Raw genomic sequence first — 25,516 nt, 5'->3', positions numbered from 1 at the left:
TGCTCAAGCCAGCCGCATTGAGGCTAACATTTTGCCAATGAATCTTATTTCGCAAAAGCTTAACATATTTAAAAGTCGATAGATTTGCCAGGAAATCCAATACGCGACCATGAGCTCGAAATTTCCGAAATTGCCCGCTCAGGTGCCTGCCCGAGGTAGCCACTTGAGCCGAAATTTTTTTAAAACATTATTTCTGGCTCAAGGCTGGAGTTTTGATGGTGAATTTCCCAACCTGCCTAAAGCGGTGGCGATTATTTCTCCACACACCTCGAATATCGATGCTTGGCATGGCTTTACCGCGCTACTGGGACTGGGAATCAAGATCACGGTTTTTGGCAAACACACCTTATTTAATACGCCGCTTAAACCCTTGCTGCAATGGATTGGCGTAGTCCCGGTCAATCGCAGTATTCAACAGGGTACAACTCAGCAAATTATCGACTTTATCCATACCCAAGAGCAGATCTGGGTCGGGATGGCCCCTGAAGGAACACGGAAACAGGCGGAAGCGATTCGAAGCGGTTTTTACCGTATTGCGGTCGGTGCCCAAATTCCGATTGTGATGTTTTCGCTGGATTATAAAAACAAGGCCATTCACTGCCTCGGTGTGTTTCAGCCGACAGGAAATTATGAACAGGATCTGGAACAGATTCTAAATCAATATACCGGTAAATTTTCTCCAAAAAATCCAGATTGGCTGGCCAAACCTTTACAAAATCGTATAAAAAATAGCTAGTCAAAATCGCCATAATCTGCTGTCATGTGCGCACTTTTGTCTATTTGGTATCCAATTGCAAATATGAAATTTGTGCAATATTCTTTCATGGGTCTGCTTGCGTTGAGCCTGGTTGGCTGTGATAAGGCGACTAAAACGCCTCCTCAAACGACTGTGCTTAAAGCACGTGAGCCTGTGGTGGCCGTAGCTTTAGGAGGTGGCGGTGCCAAAGGATTTGCCCATATTGGGGTACTGAAAGTTTTAGAATCGCATGGCATTAAACCCAAAATTGTCACGGGGACCAGTGCCGGAAGTTTTGTCGGCAGTATTTATGCCAGTGGTAAAACACCTTATCAATTACAACAAATTGCTCTGACTTTAAAAGAATCGGATATCCGTGATTTGACCCTGAACAGTCAAGGTGTGGTGCAAGGTCAAAAATTACAGAATTACGTGAACAAGCACATTGCCAATAAACCGATTGAACAATTCCCGATTCGCTTTGCGGCTGTTGCGACCCGTCTGGACACTGGCACTAAAGCTGAATTTATTAAAGGCAATGCTGGTCAGGCCGTGCGTGCTTCCTGCAGTATCCCGAATGTTTTTGTCCCGGCAACCATTGGCGGGAAACAGTATGTCGATGGAGGACTGGTCAGCCCGATTCCGGTAAAAACGGCGAAAGCCATGGGTGCTGATATTGTGATTGCCGTAGATATTTCTGCTCGTCCAGTCGGTAACAAGCCACTGAACATGTGGGGCCTGCTGGACCAGACCATCAATATTATGGGGCAGCAAAGTATCAATGAAGAACTGAACCAGGCCAATGTGATTATTCAGCCCAAAGTAGGACATTTAGGTACCCTGGATTTAAAAGCCAGCAATGAATCTATTCTGGAAGGCGAAAAAGCCACCCAGCTGAAAATCAGCTCTATTGAAAAGGCAATTAACGATTTTAAAAAGTCACCCGCGGCCTTTAAACCTGCGCCCAAATCCAGAATTTAAAAATTATGCTTTTTTAATATTCAAAGACTTATTCATCTGCTAAATTGATATAGACAGTTAGTCGTCTATATCAATTTTTACAATACACGAGTAGATGTATGGAATTTGTTTTGGAACCTTGGCACTGGTTTGTATTGGGTGTTTTACTCATACTCTCTGAATTGATGCTGCCTGCTTTTGCTGCATTATGGTTTGGTATCGGTGCCATCATGGTGGGGGTTTTATACTGGATGTTTCCGATGATGGGCTTCACCACCCAAATTATCACCTGGATTATCTTGTCCGTTCTTTGCACATTACTCTGGTTCAAATTTATCAAACCGCTTTCGATCGATAAAACCAAAGCCGGATTGTCTCGTGAAGCAACGATCGGTCAGGTCGGTATGGTCATTCAAATCCATATGCAACATGACTTGATTACGGTACGTTTTCCTATGCCAGTTTTGGGTTCAGATGAATGGAACTGCCGTACCTTAGCGCCTGTACGCGTCGGGGATCGGGTACGTGTCGTGGAAATTTCAGGCAATGATCTGGTGGTTAAACCCCACAATCCAAATAATGAAAATATATAAAGTGAGGAAATAAGATGTCTGGTGGAACAATTATTGTTTTAGTACTGCTGGTTTTTGCCGGTGTGACCATTTTTAAAGGGGTGCGGATTGTTCCGCAAGGTTATAAATGGATTGTACAACGTCTGGGTAAATACCATACCACACTTGGACCGGGACTCAGTTTTGTCATTCCTTATATTGATGAAGTGGCTTATAAAGTCACTACCAAAGATATCGTGCTGGATATTCCTTCGCAGGAAGTGATTACTCGTGACAATGCGGTACTGCTGATGAATGCGGTGGCCTATATTAATATCACCACCCCGGAAAAAGCGGTTTACGGCATTGAAAACTATACCTGGGCCATTCAAAACCTGGTGCAAACCTCACTGCGTTCTATTGTCGGCGAAATGGATCTGGATGATGCCCTCTCCTCACGTGATCACATTAAAGCCAAATTGAAAGCCGCGATTTCCGATGATATTTCCGATTGGGGAATTACCCTGAAAACTGTAGAAATTCAGGATATCCAACCTTCAGCCACCATGCAGGCAGCCATGGAAGCTCAGGCAGCTGCGGAACGTCAGCGCCGTGCAACCGTGACCAAAGCAGATGGTGAAAAACAGGCTGCGATTTTAGAAGCCGATGGTCGCCTCGAAGCCTCACGCCGCGATGCCGAAGCGCAAGTGGTGTTGGCTGAATCTTCACAGCGTGCCATTGAAATGGTGAGTTCAGCCGTAGGTGATAAGGAAATTCCGGTTGCTTATCTGCTGGGTGAACAATATGTCAAAGCCATACAAGATATGTCGAAGTCAAATAATGCCAAGACTGTGGTGTTACCTGCCGACATCCTGAACACCATTCGCGGTGTCATGGGGCGCAATAACTAAAAATCTATAATTTTTAGAAGGATAGACAGCTTTTATGTTGTCTATTTTTTTGATCTGGAAAAAATTCAGCATTTTTTTTTAATCTATGGTTAAATTTCACGTTATTTTTTTGAAATTATTTGTGCTTCTTTCTATAAGCCTTTGTTTCGATCTACTGTCCACCTTGTAAATGGATACCGTATGAGCTCCCTAAATCCGACCTTAATTACCTTTCTTTTTTATATTGTCGCCATGATCGCGATTGGTCTTATGGCTTATCGCGCAACTGCCAATTTCTCTGATTACATTTTGGGGGGTCGTCGTTTAGGTAGTTTCGTAACAGCGCTCTCTGCCGGTGCTTCAGATATGAGTGGCTGGTTGCTGATGGGACTTCCCGGTGCAATTTATCTTTCAGGCTTATCTGAAATGTGGATTGCCATTGGCCTGATTATTGGTGCATGGCTCAACTGGCTGCTAGTTGCCGGTCGCCTTCGTGTGCATACCGAAGTGCAGCATAATGCCCTCACTTTGCCAGACTATTTCTCCAACCGTTTTAATGACCAAAAGAAAATCTTGCGTGTTACATCAGCTTTCATCATTTTGATTTTCTTTGCCATTTATTGTGCTTCAGGCATGGTGGCAGGTGCGCGTCTATTTGAAAACATGTTTGACCTGTCTTATAGCACCGCGCTCTGGATCAGTGCCATTGCCACTATTAGTTATGTGTTTATCGGTGGTTTCCTCGCGGTCAGCTGGACCGATACTATTCAAGCGACATTGATGATTTTTGCCTTGTTGCTGACGCCTATTGTGACGATTTTAAGTTTCTCCGATCTGTCTCAAATGACCTTGGCGCTTGAAGCCGCACGTCCCCAAGCCATGAATGTCATGGGCGATTTAAGCTTTGTGGCGATTATGTCATTGCTGGCATGGGGCTTGGGCTACTTTGGTCAGCCGCATATTTTGGTGCGTTTTATGGCTGCAGATTCGGTGAAATCCATTCCTAATGCGCGCCGTATTGGTATGGCATGGATGACTTTATGTCTAGGCGGTGCAGTAGCAGCAGGTTTCTTCGGGATTGCCTACTTCCAGCAACACCCGGAACTTGCAGGTGCAGTGACGGCCAATCCTGAAACTGTATTTATGGAACTGACTAAAATTCTGTTTAACCCATGGGTTGCCGGTATTGTACTGGCTGCGATTTTGGCCGCAGTGATGAGTACCCTCAGCTGCCAGTTACTGGTTTGTTCAAGTACCTTAACCGAAGACTTTTACAAATCATTCTTGCGTAAAAATGCCACGCAAACCGAACTGGTCTGGGTTGGCCGTCTCATGGTATTGCTGATTGCCTTACTTGCTATCTGGATGGCAGGTAACCCTGAATCCAAGGTTTTAGGCTTGGTGGCATATGCATGGGCAGGTTTTGGTGCAGCCTTCGGTCCACTGATTATTCTTTCCCTGTTCTGGCGTCGCATGACTTTAAATGGTGCACTTGCAGGTATGCTGGTAGGTGCTGTAGTAGTCATTCTCTGGAAAAACCTGTTGGGTGATACCGGTGTTTATGAAATTATTCCTGGCTTTATTACTTCTATGATTGCCATTGTAGTCGTGAGCCTACTGGGTAAAGCGCCTTCAGCTGAAGTCACCACGCGTTTCGATGAAGGTGACCGCTTGTATAAAGCATCTAAATAATTTTTAGAATGTAAAAATAAAAAAAAGAGGACTTGATGTCCTCTTTTTTATATGTACAAAAATACTTTTTAGCTTTTACGCGCCAGTAAAAATTGGGAAATTTGGTTCAATTCTGCTGCATTTTCAGCAAACATGTCCAAAGCATTCAAGGCTTGATCATGCAATTCTTTGGCGTAGGCTTGAGCTTTTTCCAGCCCCATGAGTGCAGGATAGGTCGATTTGTCCACCTGCTCATCTTTACCCGCAGTTTTTCCTAGGACTTCAGTATCGGAAATAATATCCAGAATGTCATCTTGGACCTGAAAAGCCAGTCCAATCGCTTGCGCATATTCACGCAGTTTTGGAATGGCAGGATCGGTGCCTTCAAATACAGTCACAGCTGCCATCATCACGGCTGCAGAAATCAGAGCACCGGTTTTATTACGGTGAATATTTTCCAAAGCGTCCTGATTCACATGCTTGCCTTCAGCCTGCAAATCCAGCACCTGACCACAGACCATTTTCGAGCTGGCAGTCGCCAAGATTTGCATCTGTTTTAAAACAATGGTCGGAGCAACTGCCGGGCCTTGATCAAACAGACGACTGCCTAATATTTCAAAGGCCATTGACTGCAAAATATCACCGGCCAGTAATGCCGTATCTTCACCAAAAGCCACATGACAGGTCGGCTGACCACGACGTAAGGAATCATTATCCATACAGGGTAAATCATCATGAGCCAGTGAATAACAGTGAATCATTTCAATGGCGACGGCAGCCCGGCGCACGGCAGCAAAATTTGCATTCGGTTTTAACGCAGCGGTTGCATAACACAGCGCAGGACGTACCCGTTTCCCGCCCAACATCACTGCATGATGCACTGCCCCTTTAAGTGGTTCTGGAAGAGCAAATGCGTCTAATGCAGTTAATAAATCTTGTTGAATACTTTGCTGTGCTTGGGTTAATACATTTGCTTGTACGTCAGTTAAAGATGACACATTCGCCTCGAATACTTTGCTTTGGTTAATAGGTCCGGGAAATTAAAATTGATACCTAGATCTAATATACAACGCTCTTGTCACCATCGACAGAGAACTTGCGATTCCTCATCTGCATGAGAATTGAATCGTCATCATCGTTTAAGTTTTAGCTAAGCTAACTTACGGATCAATGACAAGCAGCATGATACTGCTTTCTCGCAAGTTTCTCTATCTAGTTTGCTATTTCAAGCTATCTTCTGGAATTCTGACCCAACCTTCCATCAGAACTCGGGCACTGCGGCTCATGACAGCTTTTTTGACTACCCACTGTCCATTTTCCTGAATCGCTTGCGCGCCTACACGCAAGGTTCCTGAAGGATGACCAAAACGTACTGCTTCACGTGCTCCGCCACCTGCCGCCAAATTCACCAGCGTTCCAGGAATCGCGGCAGCCGTACCAATGGCGACCGCAGCTGTTCCCATCATGGCATGATGCAGTTTACCCATCGACAAGGCACGCACCAGTAAATCGACATCCTGACTTTGAATGTCTTTACCACTGGATGATGTATAGCTTTTCGGCTTGGAAACAAAGGCAATTTTCGGCGTATGTTGGCGCTTTTCCGCTTCGGCAATGTCCTGAATCAGACCCATCTGCTTAGCGCCATAAGCACGAATGGTTTCAAAACGCGCCAAGGCTTGAGCATCGCCATTGATGGCATCCTGTAATTCCGTGCCCTCATAACCAATATCTTCAGCATTTAAAAAAATGGTTGGAATACCGGCATTAATAAAGGTCGCCTGAAAAATTCCGATTTCTGGAACGTCCAGGGTATCGACTACATTGCCTGTCGGGAACATGGCCCCGCCCTCGTCACCATCATCAGCCGGGTCCAGAAATTCAATGGCAACTTCCGCAGCCGGAAAAGTCACACCATCCAGCTCAAAATCACCGGTTTCCTGTACCTGTCCATTGGTCATCGGTACATGGGCAATAATGGTTTTTTCAATATTCACTTGCCAGATGCGGACTGTACAGATGCCATTTTCAGGAATACGTTCTGCATCTACCAAACCATTGCTAATGGCAAATGAACCGACAGCAGCCGTTAAGTTGCCGCAGTTACCGCTCCAGTCGACAAAAGGCTGATCAATCGAAACCTGCCCAAATAAATAATCCACATCATGATCTGGCTGCGTACTTTTGGCCAAAATCACGGTTTTACTGGTACTTGAACTTGCTCCACCCATGCCATCAATTTGTTTGCCGTATGGATCAGGACTACCAATCACACGCAATAATAATTGATCACGCACTTTTCCAGCCTGCTGTGCAGCTTGCGGCAAGTCATCCAGTTTAAAGAACACACCTTTACTGGTACCGCCACGCATATAGGTTGCTGGAATCTTGATTTGTGGAGCAAAACTCATTCTATTTAGTCCTTTCATTTATCATTGTTGTACATCATCAGCAAAATGCTAAAAAGCATCATAGCGATTTTTTTATCAAATATATGCTTCTCTTGACTTAAGTATAAAAAACCCATCACGAACTTTTTTTTATCATTCCTATCATTTTATTTTATGTAATTAAAAATAAAATTAATCTATTGATTTAAAATATAAATATATAAAATATTTTTTATATGATTATTTTTTGACAATCGCTCTGTTTAGCCTGTACTAGGCTAATACATTTCAATCCATTACAATCCATTTTCAATCCTTTCCTTACACATTGTCGGGCTGAATACTTTGAACAACGAGTCCTCTAAACTTCAGCGTGGCTTAAAGAACCGTCATATCCAACTGATCGCCATGGGCGGTGCAATTGGGACAGGCTTATTCTTAGGTTCCGCACAGGTCATCCAATCTGCTGGTCCTTCCATCATTCTGGGATACGCCATTGGTGGTTTAATCGCCTTTTTAATCATGCGCCAACTCGGTGAAATGATTGTACATGAGCCTGTAGCAGGATCATTTAGCCATTTTGCCTTTAAATATTGGGGCAAATTCCCCGGTTTCCTGGCGGGCTGGAATTACTGGATCTTATATATTCTGGTGGCCATGACAGAGCTTACCGCGGTTGCTAAATATATTAATTACTGGTGGCCTCATATTCCTGCATGGGCTTCAGTCCTGTTCTTTTTTATTGTCATTACTCTGGTCAATCTCGGCAATGTGAAGTTTTATGGCGAATCCGAATTCTGGCTATCCATTGTTAAAGTGACTGCTGTTATTTCCATGATTGTTTTCGGTTTGTATTTATTACTGACCGCAGATGCAGGGTCAACCTCTTCATTTAGCAATCTTTGGTCACATGGTGGTTTCTTCCCGAATGGCTTTGAAGGCTTATTCTATATGCTGGCCTTCCTGATGTTCGCCTTCGGTGGTATTGAACTGATTGGTATGGCAGCTGCAGAAGCCAAAGACCCTGAAAAGACGATTCCCAAAGCCATTAACCAGGTCGTGTTCCGTATTCTGATTTTCTATATTGGCTCACTCACGATCCTTTTATCGTTGGTGCCGTGGAATCAGCTTGACTTAGGTGGTCTGGATAAAAGTCCATTTGTGATGATTTTCAGTCAACTTGGTATTGGCTGGGCAGCGCACTTACTCAATTTCATTATCCTAACTGCAGCGTTATCTGTTTATAACAGTGGCATGTATGCCAATAGCCGGATGCTTTATGGTCTGGCACAGCAAGGCAATGCACCGAAAGTATTTAACAATGTGAATAAACAAGGTGTACCAATTCCTGCTGTTCTATTTTCTGCGTTACTCATCTTTGGTTGTGTGCTTTTAAACTACTTCGTTCCAGAAGATGCTTTAGGTCACTTGATGTATGTAGTTGTGGGTGCATTGGTACTTAACTGGGCCATGATCAGCTTGACACATTTGAAATTCAAACAGGCTGTTAAAAAAGCTGCGATTCAAACCAAATTCCCTGCACTGTGGTCGCCTATCAGTAATTATTTAGTCCTGATCTTCATTGTGACGGTACTTTATATTATGTGGACCCAAGGATTTAAAGAATCTGTACTCATGATTCCGGTCTGGATTGCTGTGATGTTTGGTTTATTCAAAACACTCAAGATGAATAAATCTTAAGCAGACCTTCTAAAAATAAGTTATTTAAAAAGTTATTGTTTCGACAATAACTTTTTTTTTACCAGTATTTACGTTAAATTAGCTGCGCATTGCGCCCTTAGCTTAACTGGATAGAGCAGTTGCCTCCTAAGCGACCGACGTGGGTTCGAGTCCCGCAGGGCGCACCACCCCAATAGCAAAATACAAAACAATTTAGTTAAAAATAATTTATATTCATATAGATAAGATTAAAACATAGAAGAATATAGGTAAATATATAAGGATATAGTTGCAAAATATAAGGATATGATTGAGGATATATACAGTTCTACTCAATATGTATCCTTATTCAATCATGGCCAAAAAGACTATCCCTCTATCTGACTCCAAGTGCACCGGAGCAAAACCACAGGAAAAAGACTACTCTTTGTATGATGGCCATGGGCTTATTTTATTCATCCGAAAGAGTGGCTCAAAGGTATGGCGATTTAAATACAAAAGAGCCAACGGTAAAGACGGTTTAATGACTTTAGGCAACTTCCCTGCTTTAAGTTTAAAAACTGCCCGGGATAAGCGCCGTGAATTAGAAGAACTAATTGCTAATGGCATAGATCCAATTGAATACGGCGAAGTACAAAAAGCTAAATTGAATAATGCATATAGTTTTGAGGTTATAGCTCGAGACTGGCATAAGGAATATAGCAATACTGGTCGCTGGATTGCACATACAGCCGAAAGAGCATTAAAAAACTTAGAAGACTATGTTTTTCCCACCATCGGGCAACAGTCGATAGATGCAGTGAAACCTAGAGACCTGGTTAAGGTTTTACGCTCCATTGAAGAATCTGGATATGCAGAAGTATTAAAGAAAACTCGCCAAAGATTTAGCAGCATATTTTCTTATGCGATATCACGCGGCCTCATAGAAGAAAATCCCGCTTACTTTCTAAAAGATGTTTTTGTCAAAACGAAAAAGTCTAAACACCACCCTCAATTACCATTAGAGCAACTGCCTGAGCTTTTGCAAAGATTAGAAAATGATAAGGGTTACCCTATAACGAAGTTATGTACCGCATTTGCCCTTCATACATTTGTCCGTTCAAGCGAGTTTCGTTTTGCACGTTGGAATGAGTTTGATCTTCAAAAAGGCATATGGACTATCCCGGGAGAAAGAGAGTTCATTCCAGGACAAAAGTTTTCTAATCGTGGTGCAAAAATGAAATTAGACCACTTAATACCACTTTCACCTCAAGCTATTATCTTGCTCAAAGAAATTCATAAATATAGCGGAATGACAAAAAATGTATTCCCAAAAAACGGTGACCCTCAAGGTTTTATTAGTGAATCTACAATAAACAAGACATTACGCCGTATTGGCTATGACACTAATACAGATATATGCGGACACGGCTTCAGGGGCATGGCATGTTCTGCCCTGGTACAAAGCACTTTATTCCAGAAGGAAGCTGTAGAGAAACAAATGAGTCATCAAGAGCGCGACCAAGTACGTTTAGCTTATACACATCAAGCAGAGTACTTGGAAGAGCGTAAAGCCATGCTCAACTGGTGGAGTGATTATCTAGAAGCAAATCGAGTTCAACACATCAGTCCATATGACTTTACTCAACAATTGCTTAGTGATGATGTAATCAATTTTAAATATGCAAAATTGGTGAAGTAATTCATTTTCAATCCGTAAAATCAATCTATTAAAACTTGAAATTAAAATGAATAAATCAAAAACTACTAATGTTTTGCCTCGCTCTTTCAAATTGGAAAATTATGAGGGGATGGATAGATTCTCTCCATTGGAGTGGTTATTTCAATTAGAGGCCAGATACCAACTACATGCTTGTCTTGATTATTTTATAGATTGTAGTCACCGTTTAACTGACGAAGAAAAAAATTATTTTCTAGATTTAATAATTAACGACTATTTTAAAAACCCTTTTAAATTAGATAGACAATATAATTTCTTCTCTAAAAACCATAACGAAAATATTGAAATTTGCATCTATACTGAATATAACGAACTACCTCATTTAGTCACCTCTGGTGCTATTCGCCCTATGACACTACAAGATTTCAATAGAACAAATCGGTTATATGGAGGTCTTTTTCAATCTAGTGAAAACAATGAACCTTTTTATAAAGAAGTGATTAGACACAAATCTCTTGAAGATCATCTAAAGTTAATTCCTTTCTATATCGATTTATCATTTTCAGATGACATACTAGAAAAAGAATTTAAAAGAAATCTTGCAAATTTGAGAGCTGGTTTTAAGGAAATTAAACCTACAGAAAAGAAATTAGCTAAATACACCTTAGCTAAATGGGCATCTTATAAATTATTGGCTTATATAGATTTATATTTATGGTCTTGTATTCATAATATTACTATAAAAAGACCAGTTTTAAGCAGAGCGTTATATCAAAATCAATCTGAATACGGCGAAGAAACTCTACGAAAAAGTGTCCTTCCGATCATGGATCGTTTATTCCTACCTAATGGAGTTGAATTAGAGGATTTAGAGAACCCAACCCACCTCTTAGATGAACTTGCGATACTAGCACTCTCAAATCCGGAAAATAATTAAGTAATTTTTTTCCGGATTTCTAGAGACTCATCTCAATCCACATTTTTTTATTAATTTTTTAGAAAATGCTCATGTTCTTTCATATATGGGCTTTTTTATGACTATCAAACCTATCCGCGTTCAATTCAAAACAACTTGCGAGCTACTCGATGTAAGCCGTGAATCTTTGCGTCATATCGTGCGTACTGATGCTAATTTTCCTCGACCAATCAAAACAGGGAGCACTAAGCAGGCCCCAGTCTATTTCGACTATGCAGAACTTTTAGAGTGGCATAACAGCCAAAAGCAAAGTCTTTCGACTTTGGAGGCTTAAACATGATGAAGCAGCACAAAGAATTTGCGCTTTCTGCCAATGGCTTTTTAATTAATGCCAACGTGAACCAGATCCAGTGAGGGCAAGAACATGAATAACACTCAATTAAAACAAGTTCTAGGCCATCTCAAGCAAGGAGAAACCATTTCTCAAGCAGAGGCTATCGACCTCTTCGATTGCTACCGTTTAAGTGCAATCATCCAGCGTTTACGCAATACAGGTTATAACATTGCGACCCATAACGAGCGCAATAAGTCAGGTATTGGCAGACATGCCCGTTATGAGCTTGTTAAGCAGGTGGCAGCATGAAAGATGTATTTCTAAGCATTATAAAAGACATATTTCTAAGCACTTGCTTTGTTGTGCTTTGCTTAATTCTTGCAAGTATAAACAGTTCTGTTTATTCTAAAGCCGTTCATCCACATGATGAATTAGCTTTGGTCGGCTATCAATTCTCAAACGGCGTACATTCCGCTCTCTGCGGTTTTTTTGTGCGTAATATCTCTATGCGTTCGCATTTTATGGCGAAGCTGGAGAGGGACACCTTCGGGTGTGCAGGTATCCGTTTGAGCCTGTCGACCAACCCTTTTCAGCTTTGCCACCCTCATTTGGTCGTGATTGGCAAGGCTCCTTTAAATTCAAACGGAGCGCATTCTCATGCCTAATCAAATTAATCCTGAGTCTCAATCAAAAGAAAGAATCCAAGCATGGAATGATGCAATGGCAGATAACAAACGCTATTGCTTTTATATCGCCGTTGGACTTGCAGATAGTGATATTGCTTATCCTCTAGGAAACTGGAATATTCCCTTTTACTCTATTGAGGAAGCTAACCAGTTTAAGAATGACGCTCAATTAAAATACCCTGATTGTAGTTTTAATTTTATTACAGGGACTTTGCATATTGATCAGGCAATGGAGGACGTTTCTTGCGTGTTCTGGACTAAATGGCAAAAGAAACATAATGAGCGTATTTCTTTCTTAAATAATAATGCGGGGTAGTCACAATGCTTGATTATGACCACCCCAAAGAACTAATAACACCCAAAGCCATTTTAAACGAATGCACACAGCTTGTATCGTTTAATGATGCTTATTCATCACATGAATTAATACAGCGTTTTGGCAGCCCTGAGCAGCCGATCTATGTTGATGATGGCAGTGTGGATATAAACGGCGTTACTTATGAGCAGCCTTTGATTATGCCTATCTATGATGGGCAAATGGAGCTTGTTCAATGCGCTGTCATGCAAGACAACCGCCTTGTATCTGTCATGCCTGATGGATTGGCTAAAGGTTTTGCAAGGTATGGAGATTTTCAGCATGACAAGCCTGTTATCATCACACACAGCCTAGAGGCATTTTTCAAGGTAGCCCAAACAGATTACGCCGTGGCTTTGGTCATATTACCTAATCTATGCAATGCTCATCTAACAGAACTCAAGCCGTTTGATTTTGAGCAGATCCAGTTTGTGATTAACCAATTATCAAAAGAAGGTTATACACAGTTATATATGCCGGTCCGCCCTGAGCATATCCAGCTTGAATCATTCCAAAGCTTAGAAAAAAATACTGCAGTTAGATTACTGAACCAATATACAGAATACGGCGGAAGTTCATTCCTGACTGAGCTGTATAAGGATGATGATGTAGAAGAAGTTAAAGCTTTTATTCAGCTGGCGATTGAGCAATTGCCTGCAAATAAGCTATTACCCAAAGGCCATTTGGCCAAGCCATTCAAAATGGATAACGGCGCATTTCTGCATATCATGGATGCTGGCCTATATTTGATTAAAGAAAAAAGGGATGAGGATGGACAGCTTAAACAGACCCGAACTTTTATCTGCCATTCAGCCATTATATTAGGCGAAGCGCGAAGCCTGAATAATGACAACTGGAAACGTGTTATCCAGTTTCATGACAAGGACAATACCTTACACCGGCTACTAATTCCCTATGAGCATTTTATGGGTGAAGCGCAGGAAGCCTTAAAAATTATTGCCAATCATGGATTAATGCCCCCACGCCAATCTCATAAGAAAAATGTATTCATCAACTACATTCAGGACTACCCGATAGAACAACGTTTCCGCTGTGTAGATCGTGCCGGATGGCATGGCTACTGCTTTGCCACACCCAATAAAACCTATGGCAACAGTGAAGATGAAGAACTACTTTTTCACAGTGACAACAAAAGCCCTTATACTGTATCCGGGACCTTTGAGGAGTGGCAGGAACTTAGCCGGCTGATTGAACCGCATGCTTTAGCTGTATTGGCATTCGCATGTGCCTTTTCCGGGCAATTGGTTTTGCCCTTAGGGGCCGAAAGTGGTGGCTTTCATATCTATGGTTCATCGACCGATGGTAAGAGCACCATTACCAAGGCAGCCTGCAGTGTGTGGGGGAATCCTAAGCATATATCCAAATCATGGCGAACCACGGACAATGCTTTAGAAAATGAAGCCGAGTTAAGAAATGACAGTTTTTTAAACCTGGATGAACTGCGCCAGGCTGTACCGAAAGCAGTATCGGATATCGTCTATATGCTGACAGGTGGACAAGGTAAAGCACGAAGTACCAAATCAGGTAAAAACCGAGATGCTAAGCAATTTAGCATTATGTATACCTCTACCGGTGAAGTAACACTTGAGGAGCATTTGCGCCGTGGCAATATCGAATTAGATGCCGGTCTTTTACTTCGTTTTGCCCATATTCCAAGTGATGCAGGTAAAGGCTACGGCGTATTTGATTGTATTAACTACGGTACAGCACCACAGGACATTGGTAACCGCATTAATGAATTGGCATCACAGCATTATGGTCATGCTGGTATCAAATGGCTGGAGTTTCTGACTGAGAACAAAGATGCTGTGATGCAAAAAGGCCAGGAGCTATTAGATAGCTTTATTGAGCAGTACACCCAGACGAAGAACGGACAGGCTAACCGTGTTTTACGCCGTTTTGCCTTGGTCGCAGCTGCTGGCGAGTTAGCAACATTGGCAGGCATTACAGGTTGGCAGCAAGGACGCGCATTTGAGGCTATAGCGCAGTGTTTTAATACTTGGCTTAGTAATCTAGGCAACGGCGAGAACATGGAAGAAACAAAGATTCTAGAGCATATCAAGGCTTTTTTTGAATCCAATGGAGCGAGCCGCTTCGAAGACTTAACTGTAATTAGACAGGCAGACGGTGAAGTCATCCGGCAACGTATCCACAATCGTGTCGGCTACTACGACCCTATAGATAAGGTTTACCTTGTTTCTGCAACTATGTTTAAAAAGGAAATATCTATCGGTATGAATGAGGCGAACGTCAAAAAGGTATTGATTAAACACGGATGGATAAAGGAGTTCATTGAAGGAGATAAAAAGTTGTACGTGAAGAGGTCTAGTAATACCCTACCCGATGGTACACGCCCCCGAATGATGCACTTTAGTATTGAGTCCATGCAGAACACAGATATTGATATCTGAAAATACATTTTATCATGTGGACGTAGTGGACAAGGTGGACATATAGATATTTTTTGTAGTTAATATACTGTTATATATAGATATTATTATGTCCACTTTATATAAATATACTTATTTTAATAGGTGGACATAAAGTGGACACAATTCAAAGTAAATATACCCTGTCCACTTCATATGTTTTTTATGTCCACTTTTTTTCTATGCAGATTTATATGCAGGTGGATTAAATTAATTATTTAAAAACATATAGATAATTACTTATATCCACCTTGTCCACAATGTCCACTTAAAAAGACACACAGACATAGACCAACAGAATAAGAGAAAGAACGAATGCCAAACGTAAACAAAGCAATCGTGATGGCATATTACACCGTGACCTTGAAACTAAAAAATTTCCCCAACGGTGGTAGCATTACCGCATTCAGCGTGGTGACTACTGAACATTGGAAAGACAAGAACCCTAGACGAACGCAAACAGGCTACAGAATGGCACAGAATTGCCACCAGCAACCGTTTAGTCGAGATTGCCAGTAAGTATCTCAAGAAAGGTGGAAAGGTTTATATAGAGGGGGCACTGCGTACACGTAAATGGAAAGACGATAGTATATTTAGAAAAGGAAATAACCAAGATAAAAGCCGATGTGCTGCAATTGTTTTAAGTGAATAGCCTCCTTAGCTAGGGACTTTTTATTACCTGATTAGATTGATGCAGTCTAATTAGATAACTAAACCTAGTCATAAGTTAATTAGAACTAGCTATCCGCAATCCCTATTTTTATCATGCTACATCCAATAAGAACGCCGTATTTATAAATACGTCAGATCCCGAATTAAACTTTAAGAAATAGCAAAAATTAGCGAATACAATCCAATAAAAATCTTATTAAACAAGGTAGAAATTATTAATATTTATTGGCATAAAATACCAAAAAAAACCACCTAAAATAGCCCCATACCGAATCTACCAATTACAAATTAACCCTAAATTAAAATTTAACAATATAAAACAAATACTTATGTATATTTTTTCTATTTTTTTATAGCTTTTTTAGGGTTGTTTTAGCTGTTTCGCAAATTAACCCCATGAAGCAAATTGTCAAGCATATTTTTTTAGTCTGTTTGAATCGATAATGATTGGCAAAATATTACTTTTTCAGCGCATAAGACTAGTGATTTATCAATGTAAAAATAACGAATAAATTTGTGTATTGTGGAATTGAAAAAGCCCTCATGCTTATTAGTAGGCATAGGGGCTTTTCAGCGATGATAGAAGTTAAAAATGTGTAACAGCTCTATATTAGAGTGAATACAACCCATATTTAGATCAGTAATGAAGAAAGCGCCCAAATTGTTATTACTAGTTAAGTAATCTATATAAAACTCACAAAAAAGATCCCTCTCAGTGATTTTTTCTGTTGCTTAATGAATAATTTGATATGAATCTTACTAGTAAACTATATATAAATTATAAAAACTCAAATGAGTTGCATTGATTGATCATCGGACTTCCTCAGTAAGTAATTTGACTTACTAAACTAATCTGAATAGGCTTCTAGTTATATTTTCCAGTTGGCAAGGAATGAATGTGGAGTTGCGATACGAATTTTCAGAAGATGACTTTATCGCATTATGCCAGAAGAATCTTGAACGAAAAAAAACAACTGTTTTTGAAGATCTATATGAAGCTCTTAGGCATTTTCTTAGCACTCCTGATTCAGTCTTGATAACCGATGTAAGGCATAGATACCAAAATGAGTATTATGATGACCACTTATCTCTGAAAGAGTATATAGACAAAGGGAAGATGATACTCCCTTATGTTGAATTTGACCTAAGCAGCGATAAGGACACTGATCTGGAGGTTACAGACATTAAACTTCCTCCATTTGTGCAGTTGACCAAGCTCCAATATGGGGGAGGAATTACCAAGAGCTACAATATCAAAAACAGCAAACTGAAAACAAAAAACAAAACATCAATAAATCTTCTTTCTGTAGAACTTCCACTGGCTTTGTTAAAAAAACTGTATTCACGAATGATACCACCAGTAGAGCTATTACCGTCAAAATTGGGTGTTTGGGAATGGAGGCAGACTTTCTATAACAAAATGACAGGTGAGAGCTACTTTTGCTCATGTTTTAAAGATGCTCTCGCTAAAGATGGCGTAGGTATGTTGATCAGGCACGCTCATCTTACGAATGCGTTAGAAAATAATTCATTTAAAGAGTCGATTTGTCACATTTGCACCAAAACAAATTCAGATTTGATGTATTCCCACAATATGTATAGTTCATCCTTCAAAGCAAGATATGGGGCGTACATCACTAAGCACGCCATACAAGAAGGTATTAGTGAAAGGGATGCAGAAAACTACATTAGAGAGTTAAAAGGTGTAGCCAGAATAGGTGAAAGATGGGTTAATGAAACATTGTTGTTCAATTACATTAATGTGTTATTCCCTCAATTCACAGTTCAAAGAGAAGCATCACCTAGTTGGTTGAATAGGCAAAGATTTGATGTCTATGTACCTGAACTAAATCTAGCTATCGAGTATCAAGGGAAACAACATTATGTGGCTGTTGATCTGTTTGGAGGAGAAGAAGGTCTCGAAAAAACAAAACAAAGAGATAAGGAAAAGCTCCATCTCAGTAAAATTAATGGTGTGGGTATTGTCTACTTTAGTTACAAAGATAATTTAACTGAAAAATTAGTGCTCAATCGGTTAAAGAGTTACCTGAAAGAAGATAAATAACAGGCAATAAAAGCTGGGTTTAAAGTTTATATATAAACATGAAAAATTAATTAAATTCATGATATATAAAATTAATTTCCCAGCTCATTCAATTTTTATATACTTTCAACTAGAAGTATTTTAAAGGCGCTGTTTCAATAGTTAGAAAACATCAATCTCTGAACAAAAGGCTTGTGTACTAGGGGAGTAATAAAGCTCAAAACTTGTCGAATCTCCACCCGAGCCAATATTATTAACTTTGTATAAGTAAGTAGTTTTTTTACCAAGAGTAGAAAGTTGATAAGCTTCATAAGCAAGTGATCCTTTTGTTTTATCTAAACAGATCTTTTTGACAGTTATTCCTTGTTTTTTCAATGATGGTATATGTTCGAATGAACAATTACTTGTCGGATAACCATAACAACCGTTAACGTTATCTCCTGGTTCCAGCAATACACTTGTGACTCCAAATCTTTCTTGTCCACCTTTGTAAGTTATTGTCCAAGGAAGTTCATATTTACGATTCTTTAGAATTGTTGGGGTACTTCCTAGAACGTTAATGCGAATTAAGCCTTGTCTAGAAGACTCAACAGTACCATCATAATTGATGACCTCTTGCGATTCAGGCGTTACCCACTTGATATTTTTGTCATTAGCAAGATGATCCCACCAAATATGATTTACAGGCATTAGCTTTTTAACAAGAAAACCAAATTCATATGTTCCATATCCTTGCATACTAGGTAAAATCGGTATTTTTTCAGCTTGAGCTACACTAGAAACCAGTATTAGTAATAATCCTAAAATTTGAAACAATTTCATATCCCTCTACCCCACTATCTAATTTTTAGTAAAAATAATAAATACTTAATATAACCTTTAAATACTTAGAGCGTTGAAAAATATGGAATTGAAAAAGCCCCCAAGTTCATTATTAAACGTGGAGGCTTTTCTGCATATTGGACTGCTCCCAGTATCCTAGACACGAGACAGCCTCATTTTGAAGCTGCCTCAAATGCTTCTGGGTTCAACCCACCCTATGGTGGGTTTTCTTTTTCTGGTTTCAGCCTATAATTCTGCTACCGATAACAATAATACATAATTATGAAAAAAGTACTATTCACCACCCTGCTCTTAACTCTTACAGGCTGCCAAAAACAACCCAAGGAAGCCACCGCATCTGAACCAGATAAAGTTAATCAAGAAGCAAAAGCCCAATTTGAGCAATCAGATGCAATCATCAATAGGTATCTAGACCGGTTAGAATCACCTAACACCACTATTGAAGAAAAGACCAGGATCTTATGTAAAGACTACCCAGATGAATATAAAACCAATTACATGCCTGCTTTACTTAGACTGGCAGCAAAAGACTACACCAGATCAAAACTATTGAAGGATCTGGACATAGCATTGGACTACTACAAGAAAAAAGACAATGTACAGTGCTGAATAATTACTACTTGCTATTTAGATTAGTATTGCTGAAATACCGCCTGAGCTTTAGTATTTTCTCAATCGTATAAATTAGCTGCCTTATGCTTGATACCCAGCTCTCTCTAAGTCAATACCTCGCCACGATCCAGGAAGTTATACGTGTAACTTTTGATGAGCCGGTATGGGTTAAAGCTGAGATTAGAAATTTGAACATTAAAGGTGGTCACTACTATTTAGAGCTGGCAGAAAAAGAAGAAGACACAGATAAAGTGATTGCCAGTTGTAAGGCGACGATCTGGAAATCCTCTGCAGCAAAGATGGTTTTAAAATTTGAGCGTGAAAGTGGAATTGAATTATCTCGAGATCTGAATGTTCTGATTAAGGTTAAAGCTACTTTCAGTCCTCAATACGGTTTCTCAGTCAATGTTGAAGATATTGATTCGAGTTACACATTAGGGGATATTGCACGGCGCTATCAGCAGATATTAGAACGCTTAACTCAAGAAGGTCTGGCCAATAAAAATAAACTACTCCCCACTCCATTCGATATTCAAAATGTCCTAGTCATTGCACCTGAAAATGCTGCAGGACTAGGTGACTTCAAGAAAGATGCAGATGCTTTGGATAAAGCCGGTGTTTGTCATTTCGTTTATCGCAACGCGACCTTTCAGGGAAATACAGCTGCAGTTTCTATCATTAGTTCTCTGGGCGATGGTTTACGTCAATGGGCTAAAGACTTTAAAGCTGCACCAGATCTGATTGTAATCATTCGTGGTGGCGGTGCCGTGAATGATCTGGCTTATTTGAATGACTATGATTTGGCTGCCCTACTCTGTAAACGATCAGTTCCGATCTGGGTTGGTATTGGTCATGAAAAGGATCGGACTATCCTGGATGAAGTTGCACACCGTTCCTTTGACACACCCAGCAAAGTGATTGGCGGTATCCGTAATCTGATTGTGGAACGCACTCAAGAAGTCTTGGATTCGCTGCAGACCATTAAACTCTTATCTCAACATCAGATCACAGCGTATCAAAGCCAGAATGATCACTTGATCAAAGTGATTAAGACCCATGCTCAAAACCAGATTAATGAAGCCAGCCGGTCTATAGAACTAGTTAAGGATACAACACGATATTTGGCTCATCAGCAAATTAAATTAGCCTCAAACAAGGTTGAATCTTTGATGCGTGAAACCCTATTACAAAATCCCCGGAATGTGATGGCCAAAGGTTACGGTATTGTCCGCAGCCAGGGCAAAGCTATCCGCTCTATCCAACAAATTTCAGGTGACAGCCTCCAGGTAGAATTACAGGATGGTACCATTGAAGCCAACGTGATCCAGGTATTAAGCAATGACTAAAAAAGAATTAACGTTTAAAGAAGGCTATGAGGTTCTTAAGAAGAATGCTGAATTGCTTGAGTCGCAGGAAGAGCCTGATATTGATAATTTAATGAAAATCGTTGAAGAGTCTATGTCCGCCTACAAAGCCTGTAAGTCACGTGTTGATGCAGTGCAGCAGGCTTTGAATGATACTTTTAAAGAATAAAATTTCTCCTCTTTAGATACCATCTTTTTAAGATATTTAAAACCTATTTAAATAATAGGTTTTTTTTTAATCTATCTTGTGTTAAAAATTAATTTTTTAAATAAGATCAACAACATGTCTGAATGTATTATTAGATCCTTTATTGTCCACAAACTTAATAAAGAACAGCATGGCGACCCTACAACATCTCCAGGCAGTACCCTCTTGGAAATTAATCCAGCAATCCAGGATCTAATAGAAGCCATTCACAAAAAATACATTACTCAAAGTAAAAGTTTCGGCAAGTTTGAAGACAATGTTATTGGATATCCTATTCAACAATACATTATTACCCACTTATTAAGTGATGAAGAACCAAATTTTTTAAACTTTAGTAAAGATGCACTTACACACCTTGAGGTTACGTCTCAAGGTGTTGATCTAGCTACTGGTGGTTGGGTGGTGATGTCTGCATACTTATTTAATAATGAACATTTTATTGTTGTAGCTATTGTTAATGAATCAAAAGGCGCCACTGTAAGTAAAAATGATTACAAAATAAGTGAAAGTGTTTATATAGATTTAAATAAATTAAGACATGCTGGGCGTATCAACATTGATAAATGGCAATCCGGTGTTAACGATAAGTATGTAAGTTTTCTTCGTAAAGGAAAAGAAACTTCATATTTTCAAAAATATTTGGGTTGTATCAAACCTCAACATGACTTAAATGAAACTACAAAAATTGTAAATGCTGTTAAAACTTATTGCCAAAATTTAGCTAAACAAGAAAATAGCACTGTCAATATTGATGACTTATATAAAAAATCAGCAGTATATTTAACAGATTTAGCAAATAAAAAAGAGGAACTTGACCTCACATCATTTGCTAACCATCTATTTCCTGATGATCCTGAATTATTTAAAGAATATCTAGGTGCCGAAGAACTTGAGCTAAGCAGCGGTTTTGTTCCTAATAAAACAGCCATAAATAAATTTACTAAATTTCAAGTTGAATCTCGAGACTGGAAACTTCAATTCAATAGAGATGCAAAAAATGAAATAAGATATGATACTGAAAAAAAACAACTGATTATCGATATCAAAGACCCTGAAGATCAGCGTATACTTCAAAATGAATTGACTATTCCTGAATAATCTAACTTATCACTATGTTAAGCCCAGCCGAGCTGTACAATCTTCTTTCTATTCTGACTAAATATGACAGTCGGAATAAGCTCGGCACGATAACCCTGGAAAATGATGAGACGTTAAAAAATTTTATGGTGGCTATTTCCGATACGGAGAATACAGGATGGGATTATTATGGTAATAAACCTTTAGTCCTTGGTACTACACTAGAATTAGAAGTGCAGCCACCTAAAAGTTCTATATATGGAAAATTTTATATATCTGTTGAAGATTTTTTATTAGATAAATCTAATCTATTCAAAAAACCTAGACTTTTTTATGTGCATGAAATTAGATATCACCCCTATACAACTACTAAAAATACTGTAATAAACTCATATGAATCTATTTTAGAGTTTAATAAAATTCTAAGTAGTATTTGTGCTTATTCAGACAATATTCAAGCCTCATGGTTTATCTTACACGGTAGTGAATCGATTCACATCTCACCAATTATTAACATTCATGATTTGAAAAAAATTGATGAAAAATCAATAAATAAACTTAATAGCTTTTTCCTAGATAATATTCATCATAAGCAAAAATGTTCAATATTTTCTAAAATTATTGTTCAAATGGTCTGTGAAATTCCATTTGAAGATAGATATAAAATTATTGTTGAAAACATCGACAAAATATATGAAAGACTTAATAATGATTATTCTGTTTTTGCAGCTGAATTCTCCTATGAGAAAATTATTAATCAAATTGAAAATGAAAAGTTAGAAGAACAAGTTAAAATACATAAAGTAATTACTGATATTCAAGCACAAATACTTGGTATACCCGTTGCGACGGTGATTATTGCAACTCAATATAAAATAGACCCAAATCAACCAAGTTCTTTTTGGATAAATTTATCTATTTTATTTGGTGCTTTCATTTTCACTTTACTAATGACTTTTTCAGCAGAAAATCAAAAAAATACTCTTACATCTATTGAGCTTGAACTTATTAGAAAGCAGAAATTACTTGATACTAAATTTCCTCAATTAGCAAACACCAAACCATACCAAAAATTAGAGAAACGTATTAAATACCAAAACTATATTCTTAAAGCTATTCAGTTCATTGTTATTATTGGTTTCCTAATTGCTTGCATATTCTTTTATAAAATTAGTTAACTCTACTTATGCTTTTCATCCAATTAAGTAGTAAGCGTCCGGTAAACCCCATGCTTATTTTTAATTGTCCAACAACTAGACTACTCCCTGTATCCTAGACATGGATAACCTCATTTTTACGTTTAAATTAGTTTGAATCCCTTTTTAGGATTCGAAGCCATGTTGAATGTGACATTTTACCAATACGAGGTACTTAATAAAATAAGGATACAAATAGGGATATAATTAAAAAACATGAAAGCTTCAATGCAATAGCAACAATGCATTCAAAGCAAAGTTCTATTCGCGCAGGGCGCACAATTATTTTATTAAAATACAAAAATCTTCTTCTATAAATTTCCAAATTGAAGTGAATGCTCTAGAGCATCAAAATCAATGCACTTAAATAATGTGATCTATATAACAAATTAATACCACGATTTTTATAATAAATGATTATTTTTTAATCAAATGAAAATTTAGCTTAAATTTTAATTTATTATTATATTTCAATTACTTCACACCATAAATTAAGGTAAATTTAGATTAAAAACTCTAATAAATTGTTTTTTTATTTCAATTAGTTTTTCTAGAGCATTTACTCTTTTTTTTATTGTGTTATTTTTGTCACATGGAGTAACAAATGATATCTAGTTGAAAGACGGATGTTACCAAAAGAATTTAAAGCATTAATAACACTCATCTGCAGTAAAAAAATTTGTACCTCAAGGAAAGACAGACAATGAAATTAAAAACACTTAGTACAGCGATTATTCTTGCAACAGTACCAATGACAGGTGCATTTGCAGCAGCAATGGATCGTTCAGGTCAGTCTATTGCCGCATTTTTACAACCAGGTAACTATTTTGAAGCGGGTATTTCTGCGCTAGACCCAGATGTTTCAGGCCAAACCAATGTTACTAACCAAAACACAGGTGACATGGCAGGAGACTATTACTTCCCAAGTGCCGCTTTAAAATTCCAACCTACCAGCAAATTTTCAGTTGGTTTAATCTATGACCAACCATTTGGTGCTGATGCTGAATATACTTCTTCAACTATGTTTACAAGCCCAACAGGCAATACTAAAGTTGAAGTTGATACACAAAACTTAGCTTTAATTTTTGGTTTCCAACCAACTGTAAACTGGAATATTTATGGTGGTGGCGTATATCAAACTGTTAAAGGAAATGTAGAACTACAAGGTACAGCATATAGTGGTACTGCTTCACCTAGCACAGGATTTGCAGGTTATAAAGCGAATATTGGCGAAGATAGTGCTACAGGCTGGTTAGCAGGTGTAGCTTACCAGATTCCAGAAATTGCTTTAAAAGCATCTTTAACTTATCGCTCTGAGATTGAACACTCAGTAAATATTCAAGAATCATCTACTGGTACAAATCTAGCTGCTCTTCCAGTACCTGGTTTAATTAACCTGAATGCAAACCAAGGTTCAACTGATATTACAACCCCACAATCTGTCAACTTAGATTTCCAAACCGGGATCATGGCAGATACGGTAGCATTTGCTAACGTTCGTTGGGTTGAATGGTCTAAATTCGCAATCCGCCCATATGCTTTTGGTAGAGCAAGCGCTGCGATTGGTCCTGCAGTAGGACAACCAAATGGCTTTGATTTAGTTGCATATTCTGATGATCAAATCTCTGCAACCGTAGGTGTAGGACGTAAACTAAGCGAACAATGGGCTGGTAATGTATCAGTAGGTTGGGATTCTGGTGCAGGTAATCCTGTATCTACTCTTGGTCCTACTGAAGGTTACTGGAATGTGGGTCTAGGTTTACAATTCAGCCCAGCACCAAACTACTTCATCGCTGGCGGCGTGAAATACTTCTGGTTAGGCGATGCTAAAGCACAATCTGGCGCACAATTTGGCACTCCTAATACAGTTGCCAACTTTGAAGACAACGATGCACTTGCATACGGCCTTAAAATTGGTTACCGCTTCTAATATTTAATAAATGAAAAAGACCATCGCGAGCGATGGTCTTTTTTCAATCTTAAATTCATATTTAATTTACACTTATAAATTAACAGCTGTATTTTCAATCAAACAGTTAGTATGAATTTTATCTTTTGATTGTCTCGTTATCATTTTCTTTTTATTTAAAAATCATAAACATAATTTCTTAAAAATAGAATTATTACTCTAGCAAGTTCAATTAATGAGCTTATCAGTCAATGTTCACAACCAAGCAGAGTATTTACTCTTTTTTTATTTATGTTACTTTTCCACCACTTT

Annotated in this window: 25 protein-coding genes and 1 tRNA gene; 23 read left to right on the top strand and 3 right to left on the bottom strand. The window is 38.8% G+C overall.

From position 1 onward, the window contains the following. Positions 1 to 109 precede the first annotated feature (109 nt). The 5 genes from B4C48_RS14150 (at position 110) to putP (ending at position 4,829) form a co-directional block, all read left to right on the top strand. A complete protein-coding gene (locus tag B4C48_RS14150) occupies positions 110 to 736 on the top strand; it encodes a lysophospholipid acyltransferase family protein (RefSeq protein ID WP_291357612.1) in 627 nt (208 codons plus the stop codon). Positions 737 to 799: 63 nt separating this feature from the next. Then, positions 800 to 1,717: a patatin-like phospholipase family protein gene (locus B4C48_RS14145; RefSeq protein WP_291357610.1), complete on the top strand. Its 918-nt coding sequence runs from the start codon at positions 800 to 802 to the stop codon at positions 1,715 to 1,717. 98 nt (positions 1,718 to 1,815) lie between these two features. Further along, positions 1,816 to 2,289 (top strand): NfeD family protein, encoded by a 474-nt coding sequence (locus B4C48_RS14140; protein WP_291357608.1) that lies wholly within the window; start codon positions 1,816 to 1,818, stop codon positions 2,287 to 2,289. Positions 2,290 to 2,303: 14 nt separating this feature from the next. After that, positions 2,304 to 3,158: an SPFH domain-containing protein gene (locus B4C48_RS14135; RefSeq protein ID WP_291357606.1), complete on the top strand. Its 855-nt coding sequence runs from the start codon at positions 2,304 to 2,306 to the stop codon at positions 3,156 to 3,158. A gap of 180 nt (positions 3,159 to 3,338) precedes the next feature. Further along, entirely contained in the window at positions 3,339 to 4,829 is a 1,491-nt protein-coding gene (gene putP / locus B4C48_RS14130) for a sodium/proline symporter PutP (RefSeq protein ID WP_291357604.1), read from the top strand. A 68-nt stretch (positions 4,830 to 4,897) separates the two neighbouring features. On the opposite strand, the gene B4C48_RS14125 is transcribed toward putP, so the two are convergent. Next, complete coding sequence (locus B4C48_RS14125; RefSeq protein WP_291357602.1) at positions 4,898 to 5,806, bottom strand: polyprenyl synthetase family protein; 909 nt, start codon at positions 5,804 to 5,806, stop codon at positions 4,898 to 4,900. Between the two features lie 222 nt (positions 5,807 to 6,028). Then, positions 6,029 to 7,219, bottom strand: a complete 1,191-nt coding sequence (gene prpF, locus B4C48_RS14120; RefSeq protein WP_291357600.1) for a 2-methylaconitate cis-trans isomerase PrpF — start codon at positions 7,217 to 7,219, stop codon at positions 6,029 to 6,031. Positions 7,220 to 7,543: 324 nt separating this feature from the next. On the opposite strand from prpF, the gene B4C48_RS14115 reads away from it, so the two are divergent. From B4C48_RS14115 to B4C48_RS14060, 12 genes are all read left to right on the top strand, one after another. After that, positions 7,544 to 8,899: an amino acid permease gene (locus tag B4C48_RS14115; protein ID WP_291357598.1), complete on the top strand. Its 1,356-nt coding sequence runs from the start codon at positions 7,544 to 7,546 to the stop codon at positions 8,897 to 8,899. Positions 8,900 to 8,990: 91 nt separating this feature from the next. After that, a tRNA-Arg gene (locus B4C48_RS14110) sits at positions 8,991 to 9,066 on the top strand. Positions 9,067 to 9,233: 167 nt separating this feature from the next. After that, positions 9,234 to 10,559 carry a tyrosine-type recombinase/integrase gene (locus B4C48_RS14105; RefSeq protein WP_291357596.1) on the top strand — a complete coding sequence of 442 codons (1,326 nt, stop codon included), beginning with the start codon at positions 9,234 to 9,236 and terminating at the stop codon, positions 10,557 to 10,559. 46 nt (positions 10,560 to 10,605) lie between these two features. Continuing rightward, positions 10,606 to 11,475 (top strand): DUF6387 family protein, encoded by an 870-nt coding sequence (locus B4C48_RS14100; RefSeq protein ID WP_291357594.1) that lies wholly within the window; start codon positions 10,606 to 10,608, stop codon positions 11,473 to 11,475. Between the two features lie 97 nt (positions 11,476 to 11,572). Continuing rightward, positions 11,573 to 11,788, top strand: a complete 216-nt coding sequence (locus B4C48_RS14095; RefSeq protein WP_131383918.1) for a transcriptional regulator — start codon at positions 11,573 to 11,575, stop codon at positions 11,786 to 11,788. 90 nt (positions 11,789 to 11,878) lie between these two features. Next, positions 11,879 to 12,097 (top strand): helix-turn-helix domain-containing protein, encoded by a 219-nt coding sequence (locus tag B4C48_RS14090; protein WP_291357590.1) that lies wholly within the window; start codon positions 11,879 to 11,881, stop codon positions 12,095 to 12,097. Then, on the top strand, positions 12,094 to 12,453 hold the full coding sequence (locus B4C48_RS14085) for a hypothetical protein (RefSeq protein WP_291357588.1): 360 nt from the start codon (positions 12,094 to 12,096) through the stop codon (positions 12,451 to 12,453). The genes B4C48_RS14090 and B4C48_RS14085 overlap by 4 nt, the downstream gene beginning before the upstream one ends. Beyond that, positions 12,446 to 12,790 carry a hypothetical protein gene (locus tag B4C48_RS14080; protein WP_291357586.1) on the top strand — a complete coding sequence of 115 codons (345 nt, stop codon included), beginning with the start codon at positions 12,446 to 12,448 and terminating at the stop codon, positions 12,788 to 12,790. The genes B4C48_RS14085 and B4C48_RS14080 overlap by 8 nt, the downstream gene beginning before the upstream one ends. A gap of 5 nt (positions 12,791 to 12,795) precedes the next feature. Continuing rightward, positions 12,796 to 15,261 carry a DUF927 domain-containing protein gene (locus tag B4C48_RS14075; RefSeq protein ID WP_291357584.1) on the top strand — a complete coding sequence of 822 codons (2,466 nt, stop codon included), beginning with the start codon at positions 12,796 to 12,798 and terminating at the stop codon, positions 15,259 to 15,261. A 333-nt stretch (positions 15,262 to 15,594) separates the two neighbouring features. After that, positions 15,595 to 15,798, top strand: a complete 204-nt coding sequence (locus tag B4C48_RS14070) for a hypothetical protein (protein ID WP_291357582.1) — start codon at positions 15,595 to 15,597, stop codon at positions 15,796 to 15,798. After that, positions 15,701 to 15,931 (top strand): single-stranded DNA-binding protein, encoded by a 231-nt coding sequence (ssb, locus tag B4C48_RS14190; RefSeq protein ID WP_349678585.1) that lies wholly within the window; start codon positions 15,701 to 15,703, stop codon positions 15,929 to 15,931. Before B4C48_RS14070 ends, ssb begins: the two co-directional genes overlap by 98 nt. A gap of 912 nt (positions 15,932 to 16,843) precedes the next feature. Further along, complete coding sequence (locus B4C48_RS14060; protein WP_291357581.1) at positions 16,844 to 18,016, top strand: hypothetical protein; 1,173 nt, start codon at positions 16,844 to 16,846, stop codon at positions 18,014 to 18,016. A 141-nt stretch (positions 18,017 to 18,157) separates the two neighbouring features. On the opposite strand, the gene B4C48_RS14055 is transcribed toward B4C48_RS14060, so the two are convergent. Further along, positions 18,158 to 18,817 (bottom strand): hypothetical protein, encoded by a 660-nt coding sequence (locus B4C48_RS14055; RefSeq protein ID WP_291357579.1) that lies wholly within the window; start codon positions 18,815 to 18,817, stop codon positions 18,158 to 18,160. Positions 18,818 to 19,099: 282 nt separating this feature from the next. Here B4C48_RS14055 and B4C48_RS14050 point away from each other — a divergent pair, with 282 nt between their 5' ends. The 6 genes from B4C48_RS14050 (at position 19,100) to B4C48_RS14025 (ending at position 25,225) form a co-directional block, all read left to right on the top strand. Then, positions 19,100 to 19,447, top strand: a complete 348-nt coding sequence (locus B4C48_RS14050) for a hypothetical protein (protein ID WP_291357577.1) — start codon at positions 19,100 to 19,102, stop codon at positions 19,445 to 19,447. Between the two features lie 86 nt (positions 19,448 to 19,533). Further along, positions 19,534 to 20,796, top strand: coding sequence for an exodeoxyribonuclease VII large subunit (xseA, locus tag B4C48_RS14045; protein WP_291357575.1), 1,263 nt, complete (start codon positions 19,534 to 19,536; stop codon positions 20,794 to 20,796). After that, positions 20,789 to 20,983 (top strand): exodeoxyribonuclease VII small subunit, encoded by a 195-nt coding sequence (gene xseB, locus B4C48_RS14040; RefSeq protein ID WP_291357573.1) that lies wholly within the window; start codon positions 20,789 to 20,791, stop codon positions 20,981 to 20,983. Before xseA ends, xseB begins: the two co-directional genes overlap by 8 nt. Before the next feature lie 114 nt (positions 20,984 to 21,097). Further along, positions 21,098 to 22,120, top strand: coding sequence for a nucleoid-associated protein (locus B4C48_RS14035; protein ID WP_291357571.1), 1,023 nt, complete (start codon positions 21,098 to 21,100; stop codon positions 22,118 to 22,120). A 14-nt stretch (positions 22,121 to 22,134) separates the two neighbouring features. Beyond that, positions 22,135 to 23,277 carry a hypothetical protein gene (locus tag B4C48_RS14030; protein ID WP_291357569.1) on the top strand — a complete coding sequence of 381 codons (1,143 nt, stop codon included), beginning with the start codon at positions 22,135 to 22,137 and terminating at the stop codon, positions 23,275 to 23,277. 721 nt (positions 23,278 to 23,998) lie between these two features. Further along, on the top strand, positions 23,999 to 25,225 hold the full coding sequence (locus B4C48_RS14025) for an OmpP1/FadL family transporter (RefSeq protein WP_291357567.1): 1,227 nt from the start codon (positions 23,999 to 24,001) through the stop codon (positions 25,223 to 25,225). Positions 25,226 to 25,516: the final 291 nt, after the last annotated feature.

The sequence above is a fragment of the Acinetobacter sp. UBA3106 genome, assembly GCA_002365595.1.
GTDB lineage: Bacteria > Pseudomonadota > Gammaproteobacteria > Pseudomonadales > Moraxellaceae > Acinetobacter.
This window is presented reverse-complemented; position numbering and strand designations above follow the sequence as displayed.